17 protein-coding genes are annotated in these 18,169 nt (G+C 72.6%); 6 read left to right on the forward strand and 11 right to left on the reverse strand.

Features of this window, described 5'->3' with window-relative positions; translation table 11 throughout:
• Nucleotides 1-30: 30 nt before the first annotated feature.
• The 3 genes from AC0693_RS01890 to AC0693_RS01900 form a co-directional block, all read right to left on the reverse strand.
• Nucleotides 31-1,536, reverse strand: coding sequence for an ABC transporter permease (locus AC0693_RS01890; RefSeq protein WP_478800744.1), 1,506 nt, complete (start codon nt 1,534-1,536; stop codon nt 31-33).
• 136 nt (nt 1,537-1,672) lie between these two features.
• Nucleotides 1,673-2,944 (reverse strand): L,D-transpeptidase, encoded by a 1,272-nt coding sequence (locus tag AC0693_RS01895; RefSeq protein ID WP_356404235.1) that lies wholly within the window; start codon nt 2,942-2,944, stop codon nt 1,673-1,675.
• 131 nt (nt 2,945-3,075) lie between these two features.
• Nucleotides 3,076-3,417: a hypothetical protein gene (locus AC0693_RS01900; protein ID WP_356404233.1), complete on the reverse strand. Its 342-nt coding sequence runs from the start codon at nt 3,415-3,417 to the stop codon at nt 3,076-3,078.
• Between the two features lie 107 nt (nt 3,418-3,524).
• On the opposite strand from AC0693_RS01900, the gene AC0693_RS01905 reads away from it, so the two are divergent.
• The gene (locus AC0693_RS01905; protein WP_469317639.1) at nt 3,525-3,851 is read left to right on the forward strand and encodes a hypothetical protein; all 327 of its coding nucleotides are present in this window, start codon (nt 3,525-3,527) and stop codon (nt 3,849-3,851) included.
• Between the two features lie 63 nt (nt 3,852-3,914).
• Here AC0693_RS01905 and hutH read toward each other — a convergent pair whose 3' ends face one another.
• The 5 genes from hutH to AC0693_RS01930 form a co-directional block, all read right to left on the reverse strand.
• Nucleotides 3,915-5,456 (reverse strand): histidine ammonia-lyase, encoded by a 1,542-nt coding sequence (hutH, locus tag AC0693_RS01910; protein WP_356404422.1) that lies wholly within the window; start codon nt 5,454-5,456, stop codon nt 3,915-3,917.
• A gap of 61 nt (nt 5,457-5,517) precedes the next feature.
• On the reverse strand, nt 5,518-6,627 hold the full coding sequence (locus tag AC0693_RS01915; protein ID WP_478800745.1) for a GGDEF domain-containing protein: 1,110 nt from the start codon (nt 6,625-6,627) through the stop codon (nt 5,518-5,520).
• Nucleotides 6,628-7,027: 400 nt separating this feature from the next.
• Nucleotides 7,028-7,852: an enoyl-CoA hydratase/isomerase family protein gene (locus AC0693_RS01920; protein ID WP_478800746.1), complete on the reverse strand. Its 825-nt coding sequence runs from the start codon at nt 7,850-7,852 to the stop codon at nt 7,028-7,030.
• Nucleotides 7,853-7,881: 29 nt separating this feature from the next.
• Nucleotides 7,882-9,069, reverse strand: a complete 1,188-nt coding sequence (locus AC0693_RS01925) for an adenylate/guanylate cyclase domain-containing protein (protein ID WP_356404225.1) — start codon at nt 9,067-9,069, stop codon at nt 7,882-7,884.
• Nucleotides 9,070-9,236: 167 nt separating this feature from the next.
• Nucleotides 9,237-10,103, reverse strand: coding sequence for a biotin--[acetyl-CoA-carboxylase] ligase (locus tag AC0693_RS01930; protein ID WP_478800747.1), 867 nt, complete (start codon nt 10,101-10,103; stop codon nt 9,237-9,239).
• A gap of 141 nt (nt 10,104-10,244) precedes the next feature.
• Here AC0693_RS01930 and AC0693_RS01935 point away from each other — a divergent pair, with 141 nt between their 5' ends.
• From AC0693_RS01935 to AC0693_RS01950, 4 genes are all read left to right on the forward strand, one after another.
• The gene (locus AC0693_RS01935) at nt 10,245-11,840 is read left to right on the forward strand and encodes an acyl-CoA carboxylase subunit beta (RefSeq protein WP_356404221.1); all 1,596 of its coding nucleotides are present in this window, start codon (nt 10,245-10,247) and stop codon (nt 11,838-11,840) included.
• Nucleotides 11,841-11,868: 28 nt separating this feature from the next.
• The gene (locus AC0693_RS01940; RefSeq protein ID WP_356404219.1) at nt 11,869-12,078 is read left to right on the forward strand and encodes an acyl-CoA carboxylase epsilon subunit; all 210 of its coding nucleotides are present in this window, start codon (nt 11,869-11,871) and stop codon (nt 12,076-12,078) included.
• Nucleotides 12,079-12,159: 81 nt separating this feature from the next.
• Complete coding sequence (gene mmpB / locus AC0693_RS01945) at nt 12,160-12,297, forward strand: morphogenic membrane protein MmpB (protein ID WP_356404217.1); 138 nt, start codon at nt 12,160-12,162, stop codon at nt 12,295-12,297.
• Between the two features lie 33 nt (nt 12,298-12,330).
• Nucleotides 12,331-12,954: a nucleoside triphosphate pyrophosphatase gene (locus AC0693_RS01950; protein WP_356404215.1), complete on the forward strand. Its 624-nt coding sequence runs from the start codon at nt 12,331-12,333 to the stop codon at nt 12,952-12,954.
• Here the strand turns inward: AC0693_RS01950 and AC0693_RS01955 are convergent.
• The gene (locus AC0693_RS01955; protein ID WP_356404213.1) at nt 12,935-13,384 is read right to left on the reverse strand and encodes a hypothetical protein; all 450 of its coding nucleotides are present in this window, start codon (nt 13,382-13,384) and stop codon (nt 12,935-12,937) included. The two genes, AC0693_RS01950 and AC0693_RS01955, sit on opposite strands and share 20 nt — an antisense overlap.
• A 361-nt stretch (nt 13,385-13,745) precedes the next feature.
• Between AC0693_RS01955 and AC0693_RS01960 the strand changes: the two genes are divergently transcribed.
• Nucleotides 13,746-15,509: an acetyl/propionyl/methylcrotonyl-CoA carboxylase subunit alpha gene (locus AC0693_RS01960; RefSeq protein WP_478800748.1), complete on the forward strand. Its 1,764-nt coding sequence runs from the start codon at nt 13,746-13,748 to the stop codon at nt 15,507-15,509.
• Nucleotides 15,510-15,618: 109 nt separating this feature from the next.
• Here AC0693_RS01960 and AC0693_RS01965 read toward each other — a convergent pair whose 3' ends face one another.
• Together AC0693_RS01965 and AC0693_RS01970 are read right to left on the reverse strand one after the other, a co-directional pair.
• A complete protein-coding gene (locus tag AC0693_RS01965; RefSeq protein ID WP_356404209.1) occupies nt 15,619-16,566 on the reverse strand; it encodes a DeoR/GlpR family DNA-binding transcription regulator in 948 nt (315 codons plus the stop codon).
• A 144-nt stretch (nt 16,567-16,710) separates the two neighbouring features.
• Nucleotides 16,711-18,150 carry an NAD(P)H-quinone dehydrogenase gene (locus tag AC0693_RS01970; protein WP_469319922.1) on the reverse strand — a complete coding sequence of 480 codons (1,440 nt, stop codon included), beginning with the start codon at nt 18,148-18,150 and terminating at the stop codon, nt 16,711-16,713.
• Between the last annotated feature and the right edge of the window lie 19 nt (nt 18,151-18,169).

An 18,169-nucleotide genomic window follows, 5' to 3' on the forward strand; every position in this document is an offset into this window, starting at 1 on the left:
CGACGGTGCGTGGCGGGCCGCGATCCGGGCCTACTCGACGCGGCGCAGGGCGTCCGCCGGGCGCAGCCGGGAGGCGCGCCAGCCGCCGAAGCCGCCCGCGATCAGGCCGCCCGCCACCGCGAGGGCGACGGCGAGGCCGATGGTGGACAGGGAGACGGGCGCGGTGAGCGCGACGTCCAGGGCCTTGGCCGCGGTGCGGCGGGCGCCGCCGAAGCCGCCGCCCACGCCCCCGCCCCCGAAGCCGCCCGCCCGGCCGCCGCCGCGCGCGCCGCCGCCCGCGAGCTGCGCGGTGAGGGTGGGGCTGACGGCGGTGATCAGGTAGGCGGCGCCGAGCCCGAGCCCGATGCCGAGGGCGCCGCCCATGAGGCCGTTGACCAGGGCTTCACCGGCGACCTGGCCGGTGACCCGGCCGCTCTTCCAGCCGAGCGCCTTCAGCGTGCCGAATTCGCGCACCCGGCGGCTGACGGCCGAGGAGGTGAGCAGGCCCGCGACGAGGAACGCCGCTGCCAGGACCGTGTACGAGAGCCAGGTGCCGACGGTCGAGGCCAGCGAGGAGGCCGTGGAGAGCGAGCCGGACACGGTGTCGGCGAGGTCCGCGGAGGTGGTGACCGTGGTGTCGGGGACGTTCGCCTGGATGGCCGTCTTGAGCGGGCCGATGGCCTGCGAGTCCTCGGCCCGGACGTAGACCGTGGTGATCTTGTCCGGGGCCTCGGCGAGCACCTGGGCCCGCCTGAGCGGGACGTAGAGGTTGGCGGCCGCGTCGCCGCTGTCGGCGGTCGCGATGCCGATGACTTTGAACGCGGCGCCCTTGACGGTGACGTCGGACCCGACGGCCAGCTTGTTCTTCGTGGCGTAGGCACTGTCGGCGACGGCCACCGCCGCGTCGGTCTCACCCTTCTGGAACGTGCGCCCGGAGGTGACCTTGGAGGTGGTCAGCGGGCCGAGTTCCGGCTTGGTGACATCGGTGCCGTAGACGGTGAAGGAGTTGACGTCGAAGTCGGCGCCGCCGCCCTGTACGGAGCCGCCCGCGCCGCCCGCGCCCTGGCCGCCGCCGCTGCGGCCGCCCGGTGCGCCGCCCTGGCCGGAGCCCTCGGCGCGCCGGAACTCGCCCCGGCTGAACTGCCCGTTGACCTTCATCACCTGGAGGCTGAGGCCGCCGACGGCGTCGGCGACCCCGTGCTGGCCGGAGACCTCGGTGACGGTGGCCGCGTCCAGGGTCTGGAAGCCCTGCGGCATCACGATGTCGCGGCTCTGCTCGGCGCCGGCCGCGCCGGTGGCGCCGTCCTCGGCGTCGAACCGGAAGCGGGGGCGCTGCGGCGCGCCGCCCTCGCCCGGCGGGGTCTGGGCCTTGGTGACGGTCATGTCCGTGCCGAGGCCGTAGAGGGACTGGAGGACCCTGGCCTGCGCCTGCCCCATGCCCGCGGACACGGAGGTCACGACGATGACGAGGGCGATGCCCAGCGCGAGCCCGGAGGCGACGACGAACGCCGCCTTCCTGCGGCGGCGCAGCTCGCGCCGGAGGTAGGTGAAGAACATGCGGCGACGCTAGGCACCGGCCGTGATGGCGGCATAAGCGGCGGATAAACGTCGGATGAGAACGTCGGACGAGAACACGGACGGCGGGGAGGCCCCCAGGGCTTCCCCGCCGTCGCGGTGACTCGGATCAGGCGTCTCAGACGGCCGAACCGGCCTTCCAGTCCGCCCAGCTGAGGTTCCAGCCGTTCAGGCCGTTGTCCGGCTTGATGGTCTTGTCCGGGGAGTTGACCACGGTGACGACGTCGCCGATGAGCGAGTTGTCGAAGAACCATGCACCGGGCTGGTTCGGGTCGTTCGCACCCTTGGCGTCGTTCAGGCCGACACAGCCGTGGCTGGTGTTGGCGCTGCCGAAGATGGAGTCGTCGCCCCAGTAGTTGCCGTGGATGAAGGTGCCCGAGTTGGACAGCCGCATCGCGTGCGGGACGTCCTTGATGTCGTACTCGCCCTTGCCGTCACCGTCCTTGAAGCCGACGGTGGCGCCGTCCATCCGGGTCTCCTTGAACTTCTCGGAGATCACCATCTGGCCGTTGTACGTGGGGTTCGCCGGGGAGCCCGCCGAGATCGGGATGGTCTTGACGACCTGGCCGTCGCGCGTGACGGTCATCTTCTTCGTCTTCGCGTCGACCGTGGAGACCTGGCTGCGGCCGATCTGGAAGGTGGCCGTGCGGTCCTGCACGCCGACGACGCCGGGGGCGCCCTGGACCCCGTCCAGCTTCATCTTCATCGTGACGGTGGAGTTCGCGGCCCAGTACTGGTCGGGGCGGAAGTCCAGGCGCTGGTCACCGAACCAGTGGCCGACGACTTCCTGGCCGCTGCTGGAGGTGACGTTGATGGCGGCCTGGACCGCCTTCTTGTCCTTGATCGGCTTGTTGAAGTCGATCGAGACCGGCATGCCCACGCCGACCTTGGAGCCGTCCTCCGGCGTGAACGAGCCGATGAAGCTGTTCTCCGGCGAGACGGTGGTGAAGGAGGCGTTCTCGTGCGCCTCCTTGCCGCCGTCGTCCTTCGCGGACGCGGACAGGGAGTACTTCTGCGAGCGCTTGAGCGCGGCCTCGGGCTTCCAGCTCTTGCCGTCGGCGGCTATCTTGCCCTCGACCGCGGTGCCCTCGGAGGTCTTCAGCTCCACCTTGGTGAGGGTGCCGTCGGTCACCGTCACGGCCGCGTTGTTCAGACCGACGTTGGTGGCGCCGTCCTTCGGCGCGATGACTATTCGGGCCTTGGACGTGTCCTTGGCCGCCGCCGCGTCGACGTCCGCCTGGGACTTGGCGGTCTTGTCTCCGCTGCCGCCCCCGGCCTTGTCATCGCCGCCGTTGCACGCCGAGAGCACCAGTACCCCACCGAGCACCGCCGCTGCGGCCGCCAGGCCCCGCCTGCGCCGCTTGCTGTCCGTCCTCACACGCCACTCCATCGTTGCCGGATCACCGAGCATCAGCAGGGCAGGGGAGCTGGCTCCCCTGCGTCGATCCCTGCCTCGTACGGACAACGCGTCAACGTGCCGGGCCGGTTCCACATCCGTTCCGAATGTGGGCCACCGCACGGTCAGGCGTTGTCGTCCTCTTCGTCGAATACCCCATCTTCCTCGTCGAGGTCCCACTCCATCGACTCGGGGTCGTATTCGACCGGCTCGGTGCTCCAGGAGGCCTGCGCCAGCTCGACCCCGGGGATCTCGGCGACCAGGTCGGTGGGGTCGATGAGGTACGCGAGCGCCTCGGCGGCGTCCTCGCGCACGGCCGCCTCCGCGTGGCCGCGCTCCTCCTCGGGCATGAACTCGTCGGCCTTGATGTGCGCGAGGGCGGCTCCGGTCAGGGCGTCCGGTTCCGGGACCTCCAGCACCAAATCGACGCGAAGCCGTACGTAACGTGATTCTTCAGAAGCGTTCATACGACGGAGGGTAAGGCTCGCGAACCCCCGGGTTTCCCACGACCCGCCCCTTTAACTAGCATCTGCCCACACGGCCAATTCGCTGCTGCCACAAGGGGGATCGAACTGTGTCCGCACGTCGACCGCTGCTCACCGCTCTCGGGGCGACCACGCTGCTCGGTGCCCTCTGGTTCGTCCCCAACGCGGGCGCCACTTCCGTCTCGCCGCAGGACGCCGCCCCGGGCGCGCCCGTGAGCGCGAACACCCAGGTCACCGGCGTGCGCGCCGATCAGTCCCGGGACCTCGCCGAGGAGCGCGGCCAGGATCCGCGGCTGCTGCTCGCCGACACCGGCGGGGTGGACACCGGCCCGTACGTGCTGGGCGGCACGCTCTGCCTCGGGGTCGGGGCCGGGTTCGTCGCCTTCTCGGCCCGCCGGGCCCGCTCCGAACGCTGACCCGGGGCGCGGACAGCCGCAAGGGCCGCCCCGAGGGGCGGCCCTTGCGGGAGAACGCGCAGGTCAGGCGAGCGGGCCGGTGACCGGCTCCACGGCCTCCAGGAGAGCACCCGAACGGATGAACGCGTCCGCGGCGGCCAGGTCGGGCGCCAGGAAGCGGTCCGGGCCGGGGCCCTCGACACCCGCCGCCCGCGCGGCGGCGATCGCGGCCCGGCTGGCCGGCGCGGGGGTCAGCCCGTGGCGCAGCTCGATGGCCCGGGTGGCGGCGTACAGCTCGATGGCGACGATCCGGGTCAGGTTGTCGATCGAGGTGCGCAGCTTGCGGGCGGCGGACCAGCCCATGGAGACGTGGTCCTCCTGCATCGCGGAGGACGGGATCGAGTCGGCGGAGGCCGGTACGGCCAGCCGCTTCATCTCGCTGACCAGGGCGGCCTGGGTGTACTGGGCGATCATCAGACCGGAGTCGACGCCGGCGTCGTCCGCGAGGAACGGCGGCAGGCCGTGCGAGCGGTTCTTGTCGAGCAGCCGGTCGGTGCGGCGCTCGGCGATCGAGCCGAGGTCGGCGGCGACGATGGCGAGGAAGTCCAGGACGTAGGCGACGGGCGCCCCGTGGAAGTTGCCGTTGGACTCCACGCGTCCGTCGGGCAGGACGACCGGGTTGTCGACGGCGGCGGCCAGCTCGCGCGAGGCGACCAGGGCGGCGTGCGCGATCGTGTCCCGGCCCGCGCCGGCGACCTGCGGGGCGCAGCGCACGGAGTACGCGTCCTGCACGCGCGGGGCCGACTCCTCCTGGAAGTGCCCGGTGAGCCCGGAGCCCTTGAGCACGGCGGCCATGTTCGCGGCGGAGGCCCCCTGCCCGGGGTGCGGGCGGATGGCGTGCAGCTCGGGCGCGAGGACCTTCTCGGTGCCGAGCAGCGCCTCCAGCGTGAGGGCGGCGGTGATGTCGGCCGAGGTGTACAGCTTGTTCAGGTCGGCGATGGCCATGACGAGCATGCCGAGCATGCCGTCGGTGCCGTTGAGGAGGGCCAGGCCCTCCTTCTCGCGCAGCTCGACGGGGGTGATCCCGGCTTCGGCGAGCAGCTCGCCGGCGGGGCGCACGACCCCGTCGGGACCTTCCGCGTCGCCTTCGCCCATCAGGGTGAGGGCGCAGTGCGAGAGCGGCGCGAGGTCACCGGAGCAGCCGAGCGAGCCGTACTCGTGGACGACCGGGGTGATCCCGGCGTTCAGGACGTCGGCCATGGTCTGGGCGACCTCGGGGCGGACCCCGGTGTGCCCGGAGGCGACGGTCTTGAGCCGCAGGAACATCAGGGCGCGGACGACCTCGCGCTCGACGCGGGGGCCCATGCCCGCGGCGTGCGAGCGGACGATGTTGCGCTGGAGCTGGGCGCGCAGCTCGGGGCTGATGTGCCGGGAGGCGAGTGCGCCGAAGCCCGTGGACACCCCGTAGACGGGCTCGGGCTTGGCGGCGAGGGCGTCCACGATCGCGCGGGCACGCGCGAGGGCGTCGACCGCCTCGGCGGACAGCTCGACGCGAGCGCCCTGGCGGGCGACGGCGATGACGTCCTCGGCGGTGGTCCCGGACGTCCCCATCACGACAGTGTGCATATCCATATTCAGCACCCTACGGACTGAATCCCAACATGTCACTAGGCGGCTTTCCCGGGTCTCACCGGCCCCTGAACCGGCGGCGTTCGCCGGACCCCGCGGGCGGCGCGTCGGCCAGCCGCAGCACGGCCGTGTCCCGCCCCGCCACCACCGGCTTGGGCAGCCCGGCCGCCTTCGCCTTGTACTGGGCCGCGTCGGCCAGCCGGAACAGCCGCCGCGAGGACTGCACCACCCCGATGTCGTCGCCGGTCGAGGCGACCCCGCAGGCCACCCCCTCGCCCAGCTCCAGCTCGGCGGCCCGCAGGCACAGCTCCTCGGTGACCCGCACCACCTCGTCGGCCGTCGGACCCACGCTCACCAGGCAGAACTCGTCCCCGCCGAGCCGCGCCACCAGCGCGCCGGGCAGCATCGCCCCGCACAGGCTCAGCACCGACCCGAACCGCTCCAGCAGCCGGTCGCCCATGGCGTGCCCCAGGGTGTCGTTGACCCGCTTGAGGCCGTTGAGGTCGCAGACCACCAGGCTGACCACGGCGCCCTTGGTGCGGTGCTCCTCCAGCGCCTCGTCGAGGCGCATGTCGACGGCCCGGCGGTTGGCGAGGCCGGTCAGGGGGTCGGTGAAGGCGAGCCTGCGGGCCTCTTCGAGGCGTTCGTTCTGGGCGAGCCCGGCGGCGACCACGGCCGCCAGTACGGTCGCGAACTCGGCGTCGTCCTCGTCGAAGTCCGGGAGCCCCTCGTCGCGGGCGACGTACAGCTCGCCCCAGGCGCGGCCGCTGAGCACGACGGGGGCCACGACGCAGGTGCCGCGGCCCCGGCGGCGCAGCACCTCGCCCCGGCGGCCGGGGCGGGCGCCGGCCGCGCTCTCGACCCACGCGTGCGGGCAGCCGCCGCCGGCCCAGCGTTCGTGCAGGAACTCGGTGATCTCGGGGAAGTCGTGGACGGGGTAGGACTCGTCCTCGGGGAACTCCTCCTCGCCGGCGCGGCGCTCGCCCTCGTTGACGAGGACGCGCAGGCGGCCGTGCTCGCGCTCCCAGGCGGAGATGGCGGCGAAGGACCCGTCCAGTGCCAGCCTCGCTCCGCGGGCGGCCGCGCGGACGCTGTCGCGCGGCATGTGCGCAGCCGCCATGGCCTGCGCGAGTCCCACCACGGCCCGCAGCCGCCCGTCAACTCCCATCCCCCCAGATTAGGGACCTTTCCCCCTTTTCGTCCCCCGCCGGGCGGCCACCCCAGCCCCCGCCGGGGACGAATCCAGCATGGCCGAGCCAAATCCAGCCCCGCCGGCGTTTGAGGCGCAGGCTTCGGGGCGGAGCCCCATCCAGCCCCGCCGGCGTTTGAGGCGCGGGGTTCGGGGCGGAGCCCTGAGAAGCGGACCCGCAGGCGACCCTTGGGGCTCCGCCCCAGACCCCGCGCCTCAAACGCCGGCGAGGCTGAAATTCCTGGCCCGGAGGCCGCCAGCGAGGCTGACTCCCCTGGCCCGGAGGGCCGACGCAGGAAGCCGGGGACCCGGGGTGCCGGGCCTGGGCGGGCTCGGGGACGCCAGGCCAGGCCCCGGGGCGGGCTTGCGGACCCCGGGGTCAGGACCTGGCTGCCGGCCAGTTCGGGGGGCGCTTTTCGTTGAAGGCGGCCACGCCCTCCGCACGGTCCGCGGAGAAGGCCACGCCCCACCAGGCGGCGTCCTCGACGTCCAGCCCGGCCGCCAGGTCGAGCCCCTGCGACAGCCGCAGCGCCCGCTTGGCCGCCCGCAGCCCCACCGGCGAGTTCGCCGCCATCCGCCCGGCCAGCTCCAGGGCGGCCTCCCGGTCCGTCCCCGCGGGGACCACCGACTCCACCAGGCCCAGCGACAGCGCCTCCGCCGCCTCCACCCGCCGCGCCGTGAAGATCAGCTCGGCGGCCCGCGCCGCCCCGACGCGCCGCGGCAGCAGCTGCGTACCGCCGCCGCCGGGGATCACGCCGACCGACACCTCCGGCAGGCCCACCACCGCGGTGGTGTCGGCCACGATCACGTCGCAGGACAGGGCCAGCTCGAAGCCCCCGCCGAGCGCGAAGCCGTGCACCGCCGCGATCGTCGGCATCGGGAGGGCGAGCACGCCCCCGTAGGCGCCGCGCGAGGCGGGCCGCCGGGCGGCCAGTTCCGCGTCGGTCAGGGAGTTGCGCTCCTTGAGGTCGGCGCCCACGCAGAAGGCCCGCTCGTGCGTCGAGGTCAGGACGGTCACCCGCACCCCCGCGTCGGCGGCGAGCGCCGCACAGGCCTCGCCCAGCGCGCGCGCCAGCGCGTCGGAGACGGCGTTCATGGCCTTGGGGCGGTCCAGGACCAGCTCCGCCACCTCAACGCCGGCCCCGTGCCGCCGTACCGCGACGAACTCCCCGAACCGGACTTCCGCCCCGCCGCCAGTGCCCACAGCGCCCACACCCTCCTGGTTAACGAACGTTACCCGGGGATCTTAGGTGTCCGGCGCGTCAGCAACCAGGGCTCCACGACCCCCAGTCCGCGCACCGGCCGCTGCCACATCGGCTGGAGCGCGAAGCGGTACGTCTCCCCGTCCGCGCCCTCTCCCGCCTCCGCCCGCGCCTCGGCCGCCTCCTTCTCGGAGACCGGCGCGGCCCCGGTGCGCCCCAGTTCCAGGGCCATCGCCCCGTCCACGAGCACCGCGTCCTTCGGCGCTATCGAGGTCAGCCGCGAGGCCAGGTTCACCGTGGTCCCGAAGACGTCGCCCATCCGGGTCGTCACCGTGCCGAAGGCGATGCCCACCCGCAGCTCGGGCATCTGCGGGTCCTCCTCCATCGTCTCGATCAGCCGCAGCGCGATCTCCGCCGCCGTCGCCGCGTCGTCGGCGGCGTACAGCACCTCGTCGCCGAGCGTCTTGATCAGCCGGCCGCCGTGCGCGGCCACCAGGTCCGCCGCCGTGGTCTCGAAGGCCTCGACCAGCTCGCCCAGCTCCTCCTCCTCCAGGCGCCGGGTCAGCCGGGTGAAGCCGACCAGGTCCGCGAAGCCCACCGCGAGCCGCCGGTCGACCATCTCCTCGTCGTCGGCGACCTGCACCACCCGCCCGGTGGCCGCCGCCAGCTGGCGCCGCCACACGTAGACGAGGAACTCCTCCAGCTCCGGCAGCAGCAGCTCCACCAGCGGGTACGTGACCTCGGTACGGGTCATCCCCGGCTCCGGCGGCTCCGTCAGCCCCTCCAGGAAGGAGTCGATCTGCCACTCCGCCAGCCGCGCCGTGGTCTGCCCGGTGGAACGGGCCACCTGGACCGCCATCGGCTCGCTCAGCAGTCCGGCCTCCACCAGACCGGCGAGCCGGCGCAGGGCCAGTACGTCGGCCTCCGTGAGCGCCTTGGCCTGGCCGATGTCGGCGAAGCCCATGGCCCGCCAGAAACGGGACGCCAGCTCCATGGAGACGCCGGCGCTGCGGGCCGCCTGGAAGGGCGTGTACCGGCGCTCGGCGCCCAGGATGAGCTGCTCCAGCCGGATCGCGAGCGGATCCGCGGTCGGCTGGGCCGTGTGGTCGACCTCGTGATGGGGAGTGTGCTGATCACGCCCGATCGGCGTGCCCGGACCGCTCACCGGCCCGGCACCCTGGGAGCCGGACGCGCTGGACGTAGGGTCGTCGACGGTCAAGGGCCGCCTCCTGTCCATTCCGTGCGCACTGCCCTGCCGAACCGGGTGATCACCGGGAGCACCGGGATCGCCTAAACCATACGGCAGGTGTGCCGTAGCTCACTCCCCACTCCACCCGCCGGTCGCCGCCGACGGCAACCGGGGGCCGCAGGAACCGGCCGGAGCCCCTAGTGCACCGACCGCAGGTGGACGACGTCGCCCGCGCCCACCGCCTCGTGGGCGTCCTGCGCCGTCCGGATGACCAGCCGGCCGTCCGCGTCGACCGCTTCGGCCGTTCCGGTCAGCTGCCGCCCGCCGGGCAGCTCCGCCCGTACGTGCTTGCCCAGCGTCGCGCAGCCCGCCGCGTACGTCTCCTGCAGGCCGCTGGCCGCCGGATCGCCGCCGGCCGCCCGCCAGCGCTCGTACCACTGCTCCAGGGAGCGCAGTACGGCTTTCAGCAGCGGTTCGCGGTCGGTCACGGTGGCCCGGGCGAGCAGCAGCGAACCGGCGGTGGGTACGGGCAGCTCGTCCTCGGTGAGGGAGACGTTCAGCCCGATGCCCACGACCACCCCGTCGCCGGTGCGCTCGGCGAGGATGCCGCCTGCCTTGCGCTCGTCGCCGTCCACGGTGACCAGCAGGTCGTTGGGCCACTTGAGTGCGGTGTCCACCCCGGCCCCCCGGGACAGCCCGGTCGCGGTGGCCACCCCGGCGAGCAGGGTCAGCCACCCCCAGCGCTCCTGCGGGACCTGCGGCCCGGGCTTCAGCAGGACGGAGAAGAACAGCCCCGACCGGGCCGGAGCCGTCCAGCTGCGGTCCAGGCGCCCGCGCCCGGCGGTCTGCTCCTCGGCGACCAGCACGGCCCCCTCGGGCAGCCCCGCGGCCCGCGCGGCGAGGTCGGTGTTGGTGGAGCCGGTGGATCCGGTCACCTCGACGGAGGTCCACAGCCCGCCGGGGACCACGAGGGCCTTGCGCAGCGCGGCGGCGGACAGCGGCGGCCGGTCCAGGCTGGACCAGCGGCCGGCGAAGGCTCCGGATGAGGCATCTGATGGCGTCATGCAACCCACAGTAGGTGTGGCAAACGCCGCACTGCCGAGCGCCATGCCCGCCGATACGCTACGCACCAGTAGCCAACCAGTAGCCAGCAGCAGTCACCCCATTGACCACGGCAGTTGACCACCCAGGGAGCCGCGACCCCGATGTCTCAACCCTCAGAGCCCATCGACATCCACACCACCGCGGGCAAGCTCGCGGATCTGCAGCGCCGGATCGACGAAGCCACCCATGCCGGTTCCGCACGCGCCGTGGAGAAGCAGCACGCCAAGGGCAAGCTGACGGCTCGTGAGCGGGTGGCGCTGCTGCTGGACGAGGGTTCGTTCGTGGAGCTGGACGGTTTCGCCCGGCACCGTTCGACGAACTTCGGGCTGGAGCAGACCAAGCCCTACGGCGACGGCGTGGTGACCGGCTACGGCACGGTCGACGGACGTCCGGTCGCCGTGTTCTCGCAGGACTTCACCGTCTTCGGCGGCGCCCTGGGCGAGGTCTACGGGCAGAAGATCATGAAGGTCATGGACTTCGCCCTGAAGACCGGCTGCCCGCTGGTCGGCATCAACGACTCCGGCGGCGCCCGGATCCAGGAGGGCGTGAGCGCGCTCGGCATGTACGGCGAGATCTTCCGCCGCAACGTGCACGCCTCCGGGGTGATCCCGCAGATCAGCCTGGTCGTCGGGCCCTGCGCGGGCGGCGCCGTGTACTCCCCCGCGATCACCGACTTCACGGTGATGGTGGACCAGACCTCGCACATGTTCATCACCGGCCCGGACGTCATCAAGACGGTCACCGGCGAGGACGTCGGCTTCGAGGAGCTGGGCGGCGCCCGCACGCACAACAGCGTCTCGGGCGTGGCCCACCACATGGCCGGGGACGAGAAGGACGCGATCGAGTACGTGAAGTCGCTCCTCGCCTACCTGCCGTCGAACAACCTCTCCGAGCCGCCCGCCTTCCCCGAGGAGGCGGACACGGAAATCTCGGCCGAGGACCGCGAGCTGGACACGCTGATCCCGGACAGCGCCAACCAGCCCTACGACATGCACACCGTGATCGAGCACGTCCTGGACGAGGGCGAGTTCCTGGAGACCCAGGCGCTCTTCGCGCCGAACATCCTCACCGGCTTCGGCCGGGTCGAGGGCCACCCGGTGGGCATCGTGGCGAACCAGCCGATGCAGTTCGCGGGCTGCCTCGACATCGACGCGAGCGAGAAGGCGGCCCGGTTCGTGCGGACCTGCGACGCCTTCAACGTGCCGGTGCTGACCTTCGTCGACGTCCCGGGCTTCCTGCCGGGCACGGACCAGGAGTACAACGGCATCATCCGGCGCGGCGCGAAGCTGATCTACGCGTACGCCGAGGCCACCGTGCCGCTCATCACCGTGATCACCCGCAAGGCCTTCGGCGGCGCCTACGACGTCATGGGCTCCAAGCACCTCGGCGCGGACCTGAACCTGGCCTGGCCGACCGCGCAGATCGCCGTCATGGGCGCGCAGGGCGCGGTGAACATCCTGCACCGGCGGACCATCGCGGCCGCCCCGGACGACGCGGCGCGCGAGGCCAAGCGGGCCGAGCTGATCGCCGACTACGAGGACACCCTGCTCAACCCGTACACGGCCGCCGAGCGCGGTTACATCGACGCGGTGACCATGCCGTCCGAGACGCGGGCGCACATCGTGAAGGGGCTGCGGCAGCTGCGCACCAAGCGCGAGTCGCTGCCGCCGAAGAAGCACGGCAACATTCCCCTGTAGGACCCCGGACCGGACCCTGGAGGTCTCTGTGGTGATCAAGGTCGTCAAGGGCAATCCGACCGCCGAGGAGCTGGCCGCCGCTCTGGCGGTGGTCCAGGCGCGCGCGGCGGCGCTGGCAGCGGCGGCGCCGGCCGCGCCCCGGGTCGAGGACGAGTGGGCGGCGCCCTCGCGGGTGGCCCGGCGGCGGCTGCCGCAGCCGGGACCGCGGGCGTGGGGGCGTACGTACTGGCCCTCCTGACCCGCGGACCGAGTGAACGGACGGTGGCGCCTGAGTACCCGTACTCAGGCGCCACCGGCGTCCGCGGAGCACGATCGTGGAATGCTCTGGTCCGATCCGAAGAACGAGCCGCCGCGGGACATGCGCGAGGCGCAGTCGATGCTCCGCCGGATGGGCGTGGTCCTGGCGCTGGCGATGGTGGTGGTCGTCTACGTCCTCGGCGTGCACGGTCTGCGCTAGAGCGTGCCGACGGGCGCCCCCGCGGCTCCTACGATGGCTCCCATGACCGCCACGCCCGCGCAGCCGCGCGCCCTCGTCCTCGCCTCCGCCTCGCCCGCCCGGCTGAACCTGCTGCGCCAGGCCGGCCTCGCCCCGCACGTGATCGTCAGCGGGGTCGACGAGGACGCCCTGGACGCCGACACACCGGCCGAGCTGGCCCTCGTCCTGGCCGAGGCCAAGGCCGCCGTGGTGGCGGCCCTGCCGGAGGCCGCGGGGGCCCTGGTGGTCGGCTGCGACTCCGTGCTGGAGCTGGACGGGGAGGCACTGGGCAAGCCCGCCGACGCCGAGGAGGCCACGGCCCGCTGGAAGTCGATGCGCGGACGGGTGGGCGTGCTGCGCACCGGGCACTGCGTGATCGACACCGCGAGCGGGGCCCGGGTGTCGGCCACGGCGTCCACGACGGTCCGCTTCGGCGAGCCGAGCGACGCGGAGGTCGCGGCGTACGTGGCGAGCGGCGAGCCGCTGCACGTGGCCGGGGCGTTCACCCTGGACGGGCGCTCGGCGCCCTTCATCGACGGCATCGACGGCGACCCGGGCAACGTGATCGGGCTGTCGCTTCCGCTGCTCCGCTCGTTGCTGGGCGAACTCGGCGTGTCCATCACGGACTTGTGGACGTGACCTTCATCTCCCCGGCGCCCTCGCGGGGGCTCTCCCCGACGGCCCGGGCGTAGAGCGTCAGGACCAGCACGAGCAGGCAGAAGATCACCATCGTGGCGGCGAAGGCGCCCCAGCCGACCAGCGCGGCGGCCAGGGCGCCGAGCACGACGTGCGTGACGGCCGTGACGACGAACAGCACCCGCGCGAAGCGGCCCGGCGGCCGGTCACGGATCGCGGTAATGGCCAGGAGCACGGCCCCGGCCAGCAGGAACACCCCGATGCCCGCGCCCATGGCGTAGGTGGCAGCGGACATGACGTCCGGGTCCATGCCCGCTATCGACATGGCCTGGTTGTGCGTGGTGGCGCCCAGCACGATGTGCACGAGCACCAGCACCGCCGCTTCCACCACAAGCACGATCGCGGCCACCGAGGCCACGAGTCTGCGCAGCACGGCGCCCCCACCCGATCCGCATGCGTCCACAAAAGCGTTCGACTCCTGGAGGCTACTCACGGGTAAACCCGCGGACAAGGGGTGGGGGCGGCCGGGTTGCGGGCAAAGAAAGCCGTACCCGTTGGTAGGGAGTCCACAAAGAAACCCGGTGACCCGCTGACCCCGAACGCAGAGACCTTGGACACACGGCCCGGCTAGGGTGCAGTCGGGGATCCCGCTGACCTGGGGCGCCACAAGGGGTGTCGACGCTCTAGGAAGCCTCGATTAACGCTCCGTGTGGGCAAGCTCACCTCTGGGGACGGGTCGAAAGGCCGTGTCGGCTGTCCCTAAACTCAGCTTGTTTTTCAAGGAGGGAGTCATCGTGCGCAAGGTGCTCATCGCCAACCGTGGCGAAATCGCTGTCCGCGTTGCTCGGGCTTGCCGGGACGCCGGGATCGCCAGCGTATCCGTGTACGCGGATCCGGACCGGGACGCTCTGCACGTCCGCGCGGCCGACGAGGCTTTCGCGTTGGGCGGTGACACCCCGGCCGCCAGCTACCTGGACATCGCGAAGGTCCTCCAGGCGGCAGCCGATTCGGGCGCGGACGCCATCCATCCCGGATACGGCTTCCTGTCGGAGAACGCCGACTTCGCGCAGGCCGTCATCGACGCGGGCCTGACCTGGATCGGCCCGCCCCCGCAGGCCATCCGCGACCTGGGCGACAAGGTCGCCGCCCGGCACATCGCGCTGCGCGCCGGGGCCCCGCTCGTCGCGGGCACCCCCGACCCGGTCTCCGGCAGCGACGAGGTCGTCGCCTTCGCCGCCGAACACGGGCTGCCCATCGCGATCAAGGCCGCCTTCGGCGGCGGCGGCCGCGGCCTGAAGGTCGCCCGCACCCTGGAGGAGATCCCCGAGCTCTACGACTCGGCGGTCCGCGAGGCCGTCGCGGCCTTCGGACGCGGCGAGTGCTTCGTCGAGCAGTACCTCGACAAGCCGCGCCACGTGGAGACCCAGTGCCTGGCCGACACCCACGGCAACGTGGTCGTCGTCTCCACCCGTGACTGCTCGCTCCAGCGCCGCCACCAGAAGCTGGTCGAGGAGGCGCCCGCCCCGTTCCTGAGCGAGGCGCAGAACGCGCAGCTGTACGCGGCGTCGAAGGCGATCCTGAAGGAAGCCGGCTACGTCGGCGCCGGCACGGTGGAGTTCCTCGTCTCCGCCGACGGCCTGATCTCCTTCCTGGAGGTCAACACCCGCCTGCAGGTCGAGCACCCCGTCACCGAGGAAGTCTCCGGGATCGACCTGGTCCGCGAGATGTTCCGGATCGCCGACGGCGAGGAACTCGGCTACGGCGACCCGGTCCTGCGCGGGCACTCCATCGAGTTCCGCATCAACGGCGAGGACCCGGGCCGCGGTTTCCTGCCCGCCCCCGGCACCGTCACCAAGTTCGCCCCGCCCTCGGGCCCGGGCGTGCGCCTGGACGCGGGCGTGGAGTCCGGCAGCGTCATCGGCCCGGCCTGGGACTCGCTCCTGGCCAAGCTGATCGTCACCGGCGCCACCCGTGAGCAGGCCCTGCAGCGCGCGGCCCGCGCGCTCGCGGAGTTCGAGATCGAGGGCATGGCCACCGCCGTTCCCTTCCACCGCGCGGTCGTCACCGACCCCGCGTTCGCACCCGCCGGCGGCGCTCCGTTCACGGTCCACACCCGGTGGATCGAGACCGAGTTCGTCAACGAGATCCCCGCGTTCGTGGTCCCCGCGGCCGACGAGGAGCAGGACGAGCCGGGCCGCGAGACCGTCGTGGTCGAGGTCGGCGGCAAGCGCCTGGAGGTCTCGCTGCCCTCCAGCCTGGGCATGACCCTGGCCCGCACCGCGGCTGCCGGCGGCGCCAAGCCCAAGCGGCGCGCCGCGAAGAAGTCCGGCCCGGCCGCCTCCGGCGACACCCTCGCGTCGCCGATGCAGGGCACCATCGTCAAGGTCGCGGTCGAAGAGGGCCAGCAGGTCAACGAGGGCGACCTGGTCGTCGTACTCGAAGCCATGAAGATGGAACAGCCCCTCAACGCCCACCGCTCCGGCACCGTCGTCGGCCTCGCCGCCGCCGTCGGCGGCTCGGTCACCTCCGGCGCCACCATCTGCGAGATCAAGGACTGAGGTCCGGGGACCGCGCGGTCCCCGACCGCACGATCGCGCCGCACAGCACCGCACGCCGACGGGGCCGGATCACTCCGGCCCCGTCGGCGTTCCCACGCGTTCACGCGCCCTAGCGGCGGCGCATGTCCGCGACCCTGGCGCGCTCCCCTGCCTGCTGCTCCAGCATCCCCGCGGGGGCGCTGCGCAGTTGGGCGGTGGGGCCGCCACGGCGTTGTACGGGCAGCGGGGAGTCGCGGCGCGGCCGCCGGCCCTGCATGCCGTCGGCGGCCGGGGCGCCGGCCCCCGCGACCGTGATCTGCACGCCCTGGTCGGCCAGCGCCTGGAGTTCGGTGCCGGCCCGCTCGTCGTGCGGCTGCGGTTCGTCCGTCACCAGCCGGGTGATGACGTCCGTGGGCACCGTCTGGAACATGGTGTCCGTACCGAGCTTGGTGTGGTCGGCCAGGACCACGACCTCGGCGGCCGCCTGGACGAGCGCCCGGTCCACGCTCGCGGAGAGCATGTTCGACGTGGACAGCCCGCGTTCGGCGGTCAGGCCGCTGCCGGACAGGAAGGCCCGGGAGACGCGCAGCCCTTGGAGGGACTGCTCGGCCCCGCTGCCTACCAGCGCGTAGTTGGAGCCGCGCAGGGTGCCGCCGGTCATCACGACCTCGACCCGGTTGGCGTGCGCCAGTGCCTGGGCGACGAGCAGTGAATTGGTGACGACGGTCAGACCGGGCACCCGGGCGAGCCGGCGGGCCAGCTCCTGGGTCGTGGTGCCCGCGCCGACGACGATGGCCTCGCCTTCTTCGACGAGGCTCGCCGCGACATCGGCAATGGCGGTCTTCTCCGCCGTCGCGAGATGGGACTTTTGCGGAAAGCCGGACTCCCGCGTGAAGCCGCCCGGCAAAACCGCACCGCCGTGCCGGCGGTCGAGGAGTCCTTCTGCCTCCAGTGCCCGCACGTCCCGCCGTACGGTCACTTCGGAGGTCTGGACGACGCGGGCGAGCTCACGCAGCGAAACCGCTCCGTTGGCGCGCACCATTTCGAGGATCAATTGACGACGTTCTGCAGCGAACACGAAACTGACAGTAACGCAACCAGTCCGTTCCTTTCAGTCCTCGGCACCGAAATGCAGAAGACGAGAACAGATCGGGCACCGGTGTGATATGCGCGCTTCCGGCGCGACCGGCCGTAGCCGGAAGCGCCGGAAGGGGGACCGGCGTTACGCCTCTCCGGCGGCCTTGCGGGTGTGCAGCTGGCGGGCCACTTCGGCGATCGACCCGGACAGCGAGGGGTACACGGTGAACGCGTTTGCGATCTGCTCGACGGTCAGATTGTTGTCGACGGCGATCGAGATGGGGTGGATCAGCTCGCTCGCGCGCGGGGCCACGACCACGCCGCCCACCACGATCCCGGTGCCGGGGCGGCAGAACATCTTCACGAAGCCGTCGCGGATGCCCTGCATCTTGGCGCGCGGGTTGCGCAGCAGCGGCAGCTTCACGCAGCGGGCGTCGATCCTGCCGGAGTCCACGTCGGCCTGCGTGTAGCCGACGGTGGCGATCTCGGGGTCGGTGAAGACGTTCGAGGAGACCGTCTTGAGGTTCAGCGGGGTCACCGCGTCGCCCAGGAAGTGGTACATCGCGATCCGGCCCTGCATGGCCGCGACGGACGCCAGCGCGAAGATCCCGGTGACGTCGCCGGCGGCGTACACGCCCGGGGAGGAGGTCCGCGAGACCTTGTCGGTCCAGATGTGCCCGGAGTCGGTGAGCCGGACCCCGGACTCCTCCAGGTTCATGTTCCGGGTGTTGGGGATCGCGCCGACCGCCATCAGGCAGTGCGAGCCGGTGATGACGCGGCCGTCGGAGAGGGTGACCTCGACGCGGTCGCCGACGCGCTTGGCGGACTCGGCGCGGGAGCGGCCGACGACGTTCATGCCGCGGCGGCGGAACACGTCCTCCAGGACGGCCGCGGCGTCCGGGTCCTCGCCCGGCAGCACGCGGTCGCGGGAGGAGACGAGGGTGACCCGGGAGCCGAGCGCCTGGTAGGCGCCGGCGAACTCGGCGCCGGTGACGCCCGAGCCGACCACGATCAGTTCCTCGGGCAGCTCCTCCAGGTCGTAGACCTGGGTCCAGTTCAGGATCCGCTCGCCGTCGGGCATCGCGTCCGGGATCTCGCGCGGGTGCCCGCCGGTGGCGATCAGGACGGCGTCGGCGGTCAGGATCGTCTCCGTGCCGTCCGCGGCCGTCACGATGACGTCCCGGGTGCCGTCGATGCCCTGCGGGCCGCCGAGCTTGCCGCGGCCGCGCAGCACGCGGGCGCCGGCCCGGGTCACGGAGGCGGTGATGTCGTGGGACTGGGCCAGCGCGAGGCGCTTGACCCGTCGGTTCACCTTGCCGAGGTCCACGCCGACCACCCGGGCCGCCTGCTCCAGCGGTGGGGTGTCGTCGGCGACGACGATGCCCAGCTCCTCGTAGGACGAGTCGAAGGTCGTCATCACCTCGGCGGTGGCGATCAGGGTCTTGGAGGGCACGCAGTCGGTCAGGACCGACGCCCCGCCCAGACCGTCGCAGTCCACGACGGTCACCTCCGCGCCGAGCTGGGCGCCTACCAGGGCCGCCTCATAGCCGCCGGGGCCGCCGCCGATGATCACGATCCGGGTCACGAAAAGTCCGCCTCACGTC

This window comes from Streptomyces sp. NPDC043876 (assembly GCF_056435825.1).